Below are 11794 nucleotides of genomic sequence, written 5' to 3' on the forward strand. Positions count from 1 at the left end.
ACCGGAAACCATATGAGGCACGTGCAGGATTGAACGACGGTGATGATAGCAGGTTGCAGAACGCCATACCGGCCCTGAGACGGTATGCCCGTGTGCTGACACGTGACCCGCATCAGGCCGACGATCTGGTGCAGGACTGCCTGGAGCGTGCCCTGACCCGGATGGATCAGGTGCGTTGTGGGCCGGACCTGCGGCCCTGGCTGTTCACCATCGCGCATAACCTCAATGTCAGCCATTGGCGGCGTCTGCGGCGTCTGGTTTCCTTCATGGAAACGACCGATCCGGAACCGATGCAGGAGGCGGGGCAGATTCCCCATCTGGAATGGAAGGAAGTGGCGGGCGCCTTCGAACGTCTTTCCGACGACCACCGACAGGTATTGATACTGGTCGGTGTCGAAGGGCTGGAATACGCGACGGTCGCGGACATATTGGGGGTGCCGGTGGGTACAGTGATGTCCCGGCTGTCGCGGGCCAGGACGGCCTTGCACCGGCTTGTCGAACATGAGGAGCTTCCCATGCTCAGGAGGGTAAAATGACACGGCCCGACCGCCCCGTGACTGAGGACGATCTCCAAGCCTGGGTCGATGATCTTCTGTCTCCCGAACGGCGGAGAACCGTAGAGACGTGGCTGGATACCAACCTCGATACACGAACGCGGGTCACGGCATGGCGTGCGGAACGCGATCTGTTGCGGGCGACGATGGATGCCGAACTCCGACAGCCCGTACCGGCGCGTTTCAACATCACCCGGCTGAAACGACGCAGAGCCCGCCGTTTCAGCATGCCGCAGATGGCAGCTTCTGTCGTGCTGGCCCTGTCTCTGGGACTGGGCGGCGGATGGATGCTTCGTGACCGGGAAGTGCCCCTCGGCCTGGCCTCCGTCGAGCAGGAGGCGACGATCGTGCATGACGCCGGTAAGGGCAGCACAATCTCGTCAGGCAATGTCGCGCAACTGGCGGCATGGGGCGGTCGGACGCTCGGGCGACCGGTTCGTCCCCCCGATCTGTCGGCAGCGGGTTATCAACTCACAGGCGGACAACTGGTCACGACGGATCATGGTCCTGCCTGCGTCTTTTTCTACAAGGAAGGTAATGGCAACCGGATTACCCTATTCGTTCGACCCATGTACGGCCATGACATGACGGCTCCCATGCGCCCTATGCGACATATGCCGGGCTATATCTGGGCGCAGGACGGGCTCGGGATCAGCATGGTCGCAGACACGCCTGATAGCGATCTGCATCGTCTCGCCAATCATGCCCGAGATATGATGGGGGAAGCGGGGTAACGGTCAGATTGCCTTTTTTGACCCAAACGGGACTTTCTGCTTTCCCCTGATCCGCCTGTCTGTTCAGCGATACAGGAGCAGACAGGCGGCAGTCGCCTACATCTCGATTATAGATCAGAAACGGTGCATAGCCTGAAAGCGGACTTCATCCAATTCGACAATAACTGTTACGGCACATCTCAAACCTGAACGATAATCTATACAAAATCATGCCCACTGGTTTCAAACGCTGTACGGGAGAACAACCCGTTTCCTTTCGTTAGCCCCAGTAAGAAAAAAACTACTCCGAAGGAGTATTGATTTTCTGCTGTCCAGAAGCCTCCTCTCGTGAGAAGGCATCGCAGATGGCGAGCCCTAACCCTTCATCCGACACCTACTTTTATCGGTTACAGCGTAGCTCGTATTCTGAAGACAGCAGACATAGCATTCATGGTTATGATAGCGTTCTGCCGCCTCGCAATGACATCTGTCATTCGTCGGATCATGGCTCTTCGCCTTTTGACGCGAGGATGCTGGGTAGCCGCGTCTCAATCCAGTCTGCAAGTGCGGAGACTTTTTCTGCCGCCTCCTGCCCCAGCGGCGTAAGGCTGTATTTGACATGGGGCGGGACCACATTAAGTGCGACCCGATCTACAAGGCCGTCGCTTTCAAGCCATTGAAGTGTCTGAGCCAGCATACGCTCACTCACTCCGCCGATGAGACGACGTAGTTCGCCAAAACGATGTGTCTCATTCTGTAGCGCAATCAGAACCAAAACTCCCCAACGACTGGTTATGTGCTTGAGGACCTCACGCGAAGGGCATTGAGCAACCATCAGGTCGCCTCGACGGAGTTGTGCCGACAGGGGTTCTCCCTGAACTTTTGAATTTTTCTTCATACTTACATTTATGTATGTACTTACGAATAAGAAGCAATAGTCCTATCCTTGGACACGTCACAAATGACGATCAGGGAAATAAGCCATGACGATAGCGATTAGCGGTGCGAGCGGTCAGCTCGGTCATCTTGTTCTCAACGCTCTTGAAGGCCGGACAAACGCGGGAAACATCGTCGCTCTCGCACGCACGGCGTCAAAAGTCGCAGTTAAGGGCATCGAAACGCGAGAATTCGATTACACGAGAATCGAGACACTCGCTCCAGGTCTGACGGGAGTGGAAACCCTGGTCCTGATCTCATCGAACGAAATCGGCCAGCGTGTCACCCAGCATCGCAATGTGATCACAGCCGCAAAGGCGGCCGGAGTGCGGACCATTCTCTATACCAGTGTCCTGCATGCGGACACGTCCGTTCTGTCATTGGCTGACGAGCATCGTGCGACCGAAGCCGACCTGAGATTGTCCGGCCTGTCTTTCACGATCCTGCGCAATGGTTGGTACACCGAAAATTATACTGGTTCCGTTGGAGCTGCACTGAAAGGAGGGGCTTTCATCGGGAGTGCCGGAGACGGTCGTATCTCTTCTGCGGCTCGCGCTGATTATGCACAAGCGCTTGCTGTCGTTGCAACAGGCCCGGGCCATGTCGGGAAAGTCTATGAACTCGCAGGTGACGATGCCTGGACGCTTTCCGATCTGGCGGCAGAGATCTCGCGACAGACCGGAAAGGATATTCCATACTGTAATCTGACTGAATCCGATTACGCCAAAGCGCTTATCGGAGCAGGTCTTCCCGATGGACTGGCACACGCCATTGCGGGTTGGGACATCGCCGCGTCACAGGGCGCGCTTTTTGATGACGGACGGCAGCTCTCGGCTCTGATCGGACGGCCACCGACGTCCCTTGCGGAGAGTGTTGCGGCAGTGCTTAAGAAATCGTCCGAATGATGTAAATTGCGAGGATGTCTGCTTTCGGGACTTCGTCTCTGGCAGACTGTCGGGTTGGGGTGCCCTTTAAGGTGGAGGGATCGAAGAACCGTTAATTGATGCGCTTGGCTCATAATGTCTGGGCTTTGTCGTTTGATTGACGGTTTTTCGGTTCGTTTTTGAACTGCGTTTTGAGCAGATCGGGGGCTATTACCCGCTGAATGACTACGCGCTCGCGTTCAATCTTTCGAGGAAGAGAAAGCGGCGCATGTTGTAGACGATATTGGCGAGCCCGATCCTCATGGTGGCTCGGGTGATGCCGACTGTTCGGACGAACAGCCCGGTCTTTGACTTCTGATCGACAAAGACATGCTCGACACGCGAGCGGACCACGGACTTGGAGGGTTTGAAACCAGCTCTGTGATTCCATTTGTCTGGTTCTGACTGAGGCAATGGCGCTATGAAGCAGGCTGGTTTCTTTGTGGATTTTGAGGTGCTCCGTCCTGATCTGGAGCAGGATTTGGCCTACTCAGACAGGAGCAAAGGCGGCCGTCCCCCGTTCGATCCGGTGATAATGTTCAGGATCCTGATGATCCAGACGCTGAACAATGTGTCTGATGCACTGACAGAATATCTGATCAACGATCGCCTCTCCTTCATGCGTTTCCTTGACCTGGGGCTGTCGGACCGTGTGCCTGATGCCAAAACGATCTGGCTGTTCCGCGAGCGTTTGACCCAGGCGGGGGCCATTGAAAGGCTGTTTGACCGATTTGACGCGACCCTGCGGAACGCGGGCTATCTGCCGATGTCGGGCCAGATCCTGGATACCACGCTCGTAGCCGCCCCAAAGCAGCGCAACACGAACGCTGATCCGGGCAGGGCGTATTCCTGAAGACTGGCAGGATAAGCCATCCAAATTGTGCCACAAGGGTCGCCATGCGCGCTGGACACTGAAGTTCACTAAAGCAAAGCGGCAGGATGACGGGACGATCCCCACAACGGATCTTGCCATTCCGTTCTTTGGCTACAAATCGCATGTTTCCATCGACCGGAAGTTCCGGTTCATCCGCAAATGGAAGACGACAGATTCCGCCGCCAGTGATGGTGCGCGATTGAGAGAGGGGCTGCTGGATAAAACCAATACGGCCTCAAGCGTCTGGGCAGACACGGCGTATCGCTCCAAAGCCAATGAAGACTTCATGGAAAAGCAGGACTTTGTCTCAAAGGTTCACAGAAAAAAAGCCGCATCTCAAGCCCATGCCCCGCCATATCCAGCGGTCCAATGCATGGAAATCGGTGATCCGATCACGCGTCGAGCATGTCTTTGCGGATCAGAAATCACAGACAGGGTTGTTCGTCCGAACCGTTGGCATCACCCGAGCCACCACCAGGATCGGGCTGGCCAATATCGTCTATAATATGCGCCGCTTTCTCTTCCTGGAGCGGATGAACGCGAGCGCGTAGTCCTCCAGCGGGGGACAACACCCGATCTGCTCAAAACGCAGACCGGATGCCATCGCAGAAACTGTCAATCAGTACGCCCAAAATCCAAAATCAGAACCAAGGCATATCAACAAACGGTTCTTCGATCCCTCCATCTCATTTCGAAAAAGAGAACTCTACCGCTCTTCAGTATTGGGAACAGAAAACTTATTCCAAGAAACGCTTTGAAGTGATATATTAGAATACTAATCTCGATTAGAGTAAAAAATTGTCTATTTCCGTCCTCTCACGTAGCGCCCTGTCTGATCTTTCTTTGTCTGAATGGCAAGGACAACCTACCGTTCAGCACTATACGACCTTGCTGCGCCTGATCGACGCTGCTGGCCCCTTACCGTTCTCTTTCGCTGAACCCGTCGTTCAGTGGGTTGTCGATGACAAGCCGGGCCAGATCACCTGGTACGGGACTGTCGAGCACCCGTTCCGGCCTCTGACGGACTATCCCCCGCTACAGCAAGACGCCCTGCTCAAAAACTTGACAGTCTGCCTGCAAAAGCTCCAGCGGGTCGCCAGCAGTCATCCGCAGAGCTACGCCACGCTTCTTGAAAAGGCGCTTTTTGTTCCGAACCTAAAAGCTGTTTTCACAGACGGAACCCAACTAATTTTGGCGCCGTGGGGCGCGCAGGATGCCACGCACCGGATTGATCCCGCACTCCCCGATACCTTCTCCCGCACCCCTCTGGGGGCTCTGCTTGAACCCTCCTCAAAAAACCCGGACTTCCTGAATACCTCCGCACCCCAAAAGGGGGCAACAGCCTCTTATCCGGCGCAAAAAGCAGATCCTTTTTCCGGTACGACATCGGTCGGGACCTCTTTCGAGGCGCGACTTCACGACGAGTCTTCTATCGTTACAGCGCCCTTCCCGGCTTCTTCCGCACCACTCCCCTGGCTTCTGCCGTTGTGGATACGCATCATTCTGCATGTCCTGACATTTACGGCATTTTTTGCTCTGGCTTTCTGGGCAGTTCTGGCATTCGCGAGTCACTCGAAACTCATCACCATGTTCGGTCATGTCATGTTTGGAACGCATCTATGAGCCGCCAATTCCTGGGAAAAACCACTGGACATGACGTCGTCGCGCTCATGGCACAGGGCCAGCGGGTCATTGAATACTGGCCTGATTTCTGCCGCCTGCTCACTCAGCATTTTGGAGTTGAGGGCACGTCGCTGCTTGCAGAACCAGCTTTTCACGACAATGGCAGCATTGATTGGTACGGCGAAACTGGAACTCCAATTCCACAGGACGAATTGCTCGCACAATACGAGGCCATTAAGACAAAAATAGAAGCGCTGGGAGCACACCCGGAGAAAGCCACCACGGACACGGACAGAACTTTCCTCAGTCTCTTGCTCTTTGCAATCCAGATTCCAAGCCCAGACTATCTGCGATCCGGCCCGAATGGTCCTGTGCTGATTGGCTGGGGCCATCAGCCCGTGACCACCCGAATCGAACAGGTCGATCTGAAAGGCTTTGGCAAGCGCCCGCCTCCACGTCCGAAGGCCGATCCTCCGGCCTCTGAAACCAAGACGGCAGCCCAGCCTCCGGTAACCATCTTGCCTCCCCCCCCAGAACCGCCCGTAATGCGCCTCTGGGGGCCATGGCAAAGCTGGCTTCAACTGTTCGCCAAGCTCGCCGGACTGGCATGCATTCTGTGGCTCTTATCCCGTCTGGGCGGATGGATTGGTTCTTGGATCTGTCATTATCCAAACTTTCCGCTCTGGATCACTCTGCCACTCGTCCTGCTTATTGGCCTGCTGCTTCTCCTGCTCCTTCCCTGGCGCACTTGGTCGGACTTCCGGCGCGTTGGCCGTGTCGGGGCACAGACAGGAATTTTGCAGATCGTTCTGGCCTGGGACGACCTCAATGACCTCGATCTCCATGTCCTATGTCCCGATGGTGGACGTATTTATTTTGGTAACCGGAGCCATGGAGGAGGAATGCTTGACCACGATGCAAATGCCAGAACGACCGGAGCCGTGGCACCTACCAAGCGAGCCGTTGAAAACATTGTCTGGCAGGGAGCACCTCCTCCCGGACTCTACACGGTAGAAGTCGATCCTTTCTCGATGCCCATTTGCCCGCACACTCGCTTCCGTCTGACGGTACGCCATAACGGGCACGTGCTTGTGGCCAGACAGGGCATCGTATCGCAGACACGGGGCACGCTGTCGGTCTGCCAGTTCCGTATTTCGTCCTGATGCCCATTCTCGATCAAACCGGACCGCTGAATACCGTTGGCCATACGGCTTTTCTGGCTGCCCTCACTCAGAAATTCGGGCCAGATCATGCAGCGCTATTCGCAGTACCCACCCCTCACCCTCCCAACCAGACACTCTGGATCAAAGAGGGGCAAAACATCGTGCCGTTCAGGGATCTGCCTGAAACAACACGTCTGGAAGTCCTCCGCTATGTTGGAACCGCACTGTCCGACATCCGCCGCATGTCGCAGGTTGAAGAGGGAGATCTCAGAAGGCTCTTTCCCCAAGCACGGCGCATCCCGTCATTCGATTGTATTTATGTCGTCGATAGCCGCCCGGTTCTCAGTCAATGGGGCCTTGCAACAACACAGATCGATCCCCTCGCTGCCTATGACGATGGCCAGTTTCCGCTCATCCAGCAGACCCGACTTCCCACGCATCCTTCTTTATTGGTTTCGGGTCTGGCAGGTGCGCTACTGGGGCTTTGTCTGGCCTGTATCCTGACCTGGTTCAGTGCAACGACGCCTTATTGTGCCAGCGTGCCCCATCCTGCGGCATCAGAGCATATTGCAGTTAACGAACTGCCGCAGGGCGCGTGGGAGCAGCACGACCTTTCGGTTATGAAGGGGTGCTGGTTCCGTATCAGCAACATGAAGACCGAGAATATCCAGTCCAGTGCGGTTCAAAGTGTTGCAAAATGGACGTTCTGCTTTTCGGAAGACGGCTCACGTGGGCAGCAGCACCTAACCTATACGGATGGCAGCATGTGCACGGGCCCGATCTCCGCTGCTTTCGAAAACGATACACTCGCCGTAAAAGCCGAACGCTGTTACACGGCCCCCCATACCTTTCTGGTCCGGACAATTTTTCGCTGTACGCGCGGGCTGGAAGGACAGGCAATTTGTCCCGGTCATGATGCGGACCCTGCCGTTCCCGACTATACTGATCATAAGCATAAAATTGCTACCGGCGTTTTTCAGCGAGAGGCACCCTGATGAGTGCGCCTCTGATCCTGTGCCGGGACGCACGACCGGCCGATGCTCTTTTCGCGCGTCAGATTCATGATGCCGTTCTGCTCAGGCTTGGGGCTGCACATGCTGCCCTCTTCTCCTTACCACAATCCGATGTCTCGGCCACCGGCACGGAATGGATGACGACCGGCACACAGGCAATTGCCGCCGAAGAGCTACCGACCACAACACGAGAAGCCCTCTATGCCCATGCCGGGTCTATTCTCGCGGACCTCCGGCGGGTCGCCCAGAGCGAACCAGGCATTCTCCGCACCTATGCAGACCGTCTGCGCTCCTTTCCGGATCATGGCAGTCTGTTTGTGGTCGACGGTCGGCCCGTTCTAGCCCGATGGGGACAGACGCCCTATACGCCAACCTGGGTGTCTCGGTTCGATGATTTCCGTCCCCCCCAAGCAGCACGCGTTTTATTTCCGGCTTCCCCTAACCTTCTGATCACAGCTTTGGTGGCCATTCTCTTCGGCCTGATCGCTGCTGCGATCCTGATCTGGACACTCCCCCAAAACGGACAATGCCTTCTCGCAGACAATATTGCACGCTGGAAGCACCATGATCCAACCGTTATGGCAGGCTGCTGGGAGCGCGCGAACAACATGAGTGCAGCCAGTAACGACGTTCTGACACCGAGTGATTATAAACTCTGGGAAGTCTGCATGAAGCCGGACGGACAGAACGGATCACTCCGGCTGGAACTCGCCAACCAGGCCCCCTGTACCGCAAAAGCGACCTCCCATTTCGACGGCGACAAGACCGTTCTTGAGACCGAAGCCTGTCAGCTTCCATCTCTGATCTATCTGCCGCGCACCCTGACCTGTCATCAACACGACAGCGGACATATCGCGTGCATCATTCATGTTGATGCTCCTCTGAGCGAACTGCCAGCGGGGTATCATCAGGCCCATGAGGGATTGCTTGAGCGGATCAAACCGGAGTAAATCAATGACACATTCCGCAATAAACCTCCCGGAGCCGTTCTGATGTCTGGCAACCTGATTTCCCTGATTCCGAACAGCCTGATCCAGTTTGAAACACACGATCTGGATGCGAAAGGCTGGGGCAACGGCCGCGTCAGTTTCTGGGAAGAACCCTCTGAGCATAATGCCAGCTCCGATGCGACAGATGCTCCCGAGTTTACACTGCGCATGCTCGAACGTGATCCCGATACGGGAGACATGGTCTTTTTCAGCAAAGGTCGACTTCATAAGGTGCCCGATGACTGCGGCTATGCGATCGGACGCAAAGACGTCTTTGAAATGTTTGAAAACCAGTGGGTGCCACTTCCATTTCTGGCCATCATCGGCGACGGTGACAGAGAGAGTTTTCGCCCGGGGCCATCAAACTGGGTGCGCGGCCGCCTGCGGCGCACGGAAGACCCCGATACCCTCGAGGGGGAGAAAATTTTTCTGAACATTGCCTTCGATACGACACTGGCCTCGTCTGACGAAAACAGCTCCTATCTGGCACCAACGGCCGAAGACGAAAGCCGGGAACAGCGATATGCCTTCGTTTCGGAACCGCACAATATAAGTTGGCTTCTCGACAGTGACTGGCTCAAGGACTGGATTAGCGAACTATATCGCGTTACGCAAAGTGCCATTCCAAAACGCCGCCGCCCACGAACCGACGATGAAGACGAACAGCTTCCGGTTCTCAAATTCCAGGCCATTTATCAGACCTTTCTGAAGTTCCTGTCTGAAGCGACACCGCCACTCCCCGACGTCCGGCTCCTGAGCATCAAGGATCAGAAACCCGTTGATGTCGATCTTGTTCTCGATCTTGGAAACTTCCGGAGCTGCGGTATTCTGATCGAAGAACATCCCGGAGAAGGGCGCCGCGAAGCAGACAGCTACGTTCTTGAACTCCGTGATCTCGCCTCGCCGGACCTCACCTACAGCGACCCGTTTTCGAGCCGGATCGAATTTGGGCGTGCCCTGTTCGGATACGACATCTATTCTCGCCGATCGGGCCGTCCCCATGCTTTTTCATGGCCAAGCCCTGTCCGGACCGGTCTGGAAGCAGAACGAATGATGGGCGCCCGGATCGGTACTGAGGGTCTGTCCGGACTTGCCACGCCGAAACGTTATCTGTGGGACACCCGTCCGTCCGATCAAGGATGGCGTTTCAACAATGGCAAGGGCGCAACAGGACAGATCTCGGACCCACCGGTTAATGGGCCGTTCCGCCGAATGCTCGCCGAAACACTCGAAAAAGGTCGCTATCGCGCCGCACCTGAAGATCGAAAGGCTGTCAACCCCATCGGCCCGGGTGTCATGTCCCGTAGCCTGCTGTTTGTTCTGATGCTGAACGAGGTTCTGGTTCAAGCTATGGCCTACATGAACGCACCGGGGTTCCGCTCCCGCCGCCGCGACAGTGGCCGGGCGCGTCGCCTGCGCTCTGTCATGCTTACGATGCCGCCGGGAATGCCCGTCGCAGAACAGAGAGTCTTTCGTATTCGCGCCGAAGCCGCGATCTCGTTTGCCTGGAAAGCCGCCCAGCAGTCTGGTCCGCAACCTGCTCTTCGGGCAGGACTGGACGAAGCCACAGCAACCCAGATTGTATGGCTCCACAACGAAGTCACTCAGAGATTGGGCGGCCATGTCGAAGCCCTGTTCGAACTGTACGGCCAACCCACGGCCGAAGGCGAAAAACCGGCTATTCGCGTTGCCAGCATCGACATTGGCGGCGGCACCACGGACCTGATGATCACGACCTACACACTTGAAGGCGGGGATGCCCTCTCCCCTCGGCAGGAGTTCCGCGAAAGCTTCAATATCGCTGGCGACAACCTGCTGGAACGTGTGATCGCAACTGTGGTGATCCCACCACTTGAAGCCGCCCTGACCAAAGCGGGCGTCCCGTTGGCGGACCAGCTCCTGAACCGCGCCCTGAGCAAAGACCATGGCAATCAGGACGAAAAAGACCGGCACCGTCGCAAGCTGTTCGTCTCGACGGTTCTAGAACCGGCGGCTTTGCATGCGCTTGAACTGTATGAACAGATTGATAACTGGCAGCAGGGACCGTTGGGGAGTTTTCCTCTCGGAGACGAGACCCTGCGCAAGGCCGATGCCGACCAGCGCACGCGTTGCGTTGCCTTTCTGCACGAACAGATTGCCGCCCATCTGCAAGACCAGACCACATCTTTTGAGGCGAAATCATTCGATCCGTTCAGCATTGAAATTCAGGTCGATACCGAAACCATAGACCGCGCCATCCGCAGCACCCTGGAGACCATCATTTCCAGCCTGACCGAAAGTGTCTGGGCCTATAACTGTGATGTACTGCTCCTATCGGGCCGCCCGTCCAAACTGCGCCGGGTACGCAGTCTCATTACGGGGGCCATGCCCGTAGCGCCTCACCGCATTATTGCCATGCATGACTATACCGTCGGAAAACATTACCCATTTTCAGACTCGCTCAACCGAATCAACGATCCAAAAACTACCGTCGTCGTCGGGGCGGCCCTGTGCGTTCAGGCTGAAGGCAAGCTCCAGAACTTCGTACTTCGTACCAAGAGCCTCGCGATGCGCTCGACCGCCCGCTTCATTGGCAAGATGGACAAGTCGAGCGAAATCCGGAACGTCAATATGCTGCTGGAAAATGTTGATCTTGGCGGCCCTCCCGCCGGGGATGAGGTTGGGTTCTGCCTGAAGGATTTTGGCGGTTCTACCATGATCGGCTTTCGGCAGCTTCCCCTCGAGCGCTGGACCACAAGCGCGCTCTACTGCGTGGAATTCGACCTGAGCCAACAGAAACACCTCGCCGAATGCGCTATGCCCCTGACCGTTACTCTGGAACGCAAGTTCATTGAAGACGACGAAGATGAAAGCGGTGATTTTTCCAATCGCGAGATGTTTGAAATTACCCGCATTACAGACGCCAACGACGAGGATCACAGTCTGAGCCTTGTTAAACTGCGCCTTCAAACGACCCTGACACCCGAAGGTCACTGGCGTGATACCGGCTGTCTGATTCTGAAATGA

Annotated in this window: 9 protein-coding genes and 2 pseudogenes; 9 read left to right on the forward strand and 2 right to left on the reverse strand. The window is 56.2% G+C overall.

The window, feature by feature from the left end; genetic code table 11:
- The first annotated feature begins 53 nt into the window (after positions 1-53).
- Both A0U94_RS14865 and A0U94_RS14870 read left to right on the forward strand, forming a co-directional pair.
- The gene (locus tag A0U94_RS14865; protein WP_208611715.1) at positions 54-536 is read left to right on the forward strand and encodes a sigma-70 family RNA polymerase sigma factor; all 483 of its coding nucleotides are present in this window, start codon (positions 54-56) and stop codon (positions 534-536) included.
- Complete coding sequence (locus A0U94_RS14870) at positions 533-1288, forward strand: anti-sigma factor family protein (RefSeq protein WP_077804102.1); 756 nt, start codon at positions 533-535, stop codon at positions 1286-1288. Before A0U94_RS14865 ends, A0U94_RS14870 begins: the two co-directional genes overlap by 4 nt.
- 481 nt (positions 1289-1769) lie before the next feature.
- Here the strand turns inward: A0U94_RS14870 and A0U94_RS14875 are convergent, their stop codons facing one another.
- Complete coding sequence (locus tag A0U94_RS14875; protein WP_149026835.1) at positions 1770-2165, reverse strand: winged helix-turn-helix transcriptional regulator; 396 nt, start codon at positions 2163-2165, stop codon at positions 1770-1772.
- Between the two features lie 85 nt (positions 2166-2250).
- On the opposite strand from A0U94_RS14875, the gene A0U94_RS14880 reads away from it, so the two are divergent.
- The gene (locus A0U94_RS14880) at positions 2251-3108 is read left to right on the forward strand and encodes an SDR family oxidoreductase (protein WP_077804103.1); all 858 of its coding nucleotides are present in this window, start codon (positions 2251-2253) and stop codon (positions 3106-3108) included.
- 204 nt (positions 3109-3312) lie between these two features.
- Here A0U94_RS14880 and A0U94_RS15785 read toward each other — a convergent pair.
- Positions 3313-3486 (reverse strand): annotated as a pseudogene (locus A0U94_RS15785) (IS5/IS1182 family transposase); the annotation flags it as partial.
- Positions 3487-3568: 82 nt separating this feature from the next.
- On the opposite strand from A0U94_RS15785, the pseudogene A0U94_RS14885 reads away from it, so the two are divergent.
- From A0U94_RS14885 to A0U94_RS14910, 6 genes and pseudogenes are all read left to right on the forward strand, one after another.
- A pseudogene (locus tag A0U94_RS14885) lies at positions 3569-4551 on the forward strand (IS5 family transposase); the annotation flags it as partial.
- Positions 4552-4843: 292 nt separating this feature from the next.
- Complete coding sequence (locus A0U94_RS14890) at positions 4844-5623, forward strand: hypothetical protein (RefSeq protein WP_149026836.1); 780 nt, start codon at positions 4844-4846, stop codon at positions 5621-5623.
- The gene (locus tag A0U94_RS14895; RefSeq protein WP_077804105.1) at positions 5620-6786 is read left to right on the forward strand and encodes a hypothetical protein; all 1167 of its coding nucleotides are present in this window, start codon (positions 5620-5622) and stop codon (positions 6784-6786) included. The genes A0U94_RS14890 and A0U94_RS14895 overlap by 4 nt, the downstream gene beginning before the upstream one ends.
- Complete coding sequence (locus tag A0U94_RS14900; RefSeq protein ID WP_077804106.1) at positions 6786-7781, forward strand: hypothetical protein; 996 nt, start codon at positions 6786-6788, stop codon at positions 7779-7781. The genes A0U94_RS14895 and A0U94_RS14900 overlap by 1 nt, the downstream gene beginning before the upstream one ends.
- On the forward strand, positions 7781-8749 hold the full coding sequence (locus A0U94_RS14905) for a hypothetical protein (RefSeq protein WP_077804107.1): 969 nt from the start codon (positions 7781-7783) through the stop codon (positions 8747-8749). The genes A0U94_RS14900 and A0U94_RS14905 overlap by 1 nt, the downstream gene beginning before the upstream one ends.
- Positions 8750-8791: 42 nt before the next feature.
- Entirely contained in the window at positions 8792-11794 is a 3003-nt protein-coding gene (locus A0U94_RS14910; protein WP_077804108.1) for a virulence factor SrfB, read from the forward strand.

The sequence above is a fragment of the Gluconobacter albidus genome (assembly GCF_002005485.1).
GTDB lineage: Bacteria > Pseudomonadota > Alphaproteobacteria > Acetobacterales > Acetobacteraceae > Gluconobacter > Gluconobacter albidus.

Coding starts and splice junctions, on each gene's coding strand:
- A0U94_RS14870 (WP_077804102.1), top strand. CDS start 533: ATGACACGGCCCGACCGCCCCGTGACTGAGGACGATCTCCAAGCCTGG.
- A0U94_RS14875 (WP_149026835.1), bottom strand. CDS start 2,165: ATGAAGAAAAATTCAAAAGTTCAGGGAGAACCCCTGTCGGCACAACTC.
- A0U94_RS14880 (WP_077804103.1), top strand. CDS start 2,251: ATGACGATAGCGATTAGCGGTGCGAGCGGTCAGCTCGGTCATCTTGTT.
- A0U94_RS14895 (WP_077804105.1), top strand. CDS start 5,620: ATGAGCCGCCAATTCCTGGGAAAAACCACTGGACATGACGTCGTCGCG.
- A0U94_RS14900 (WP_077804106.1), top strand. CDS start 6,786: ATGCCCATTCTCGATCAAACCGGACCGCTGAATACCGTTGGCCATACG.
- A0U94_RS14905 (WP_077804107.1), top strand. CDS start 7,781: ATGAGTGCGCCTCTGATCCTGTGCCGGGACGCACGACCGGCCGATGCT.
- A0U94_RS14910 (WP_077804108.1), top strand. CDS start 8,792: ATGTCTGGCAACCTGATTTCCCTGATTCCGAACAGCCTGATCCAGTTT.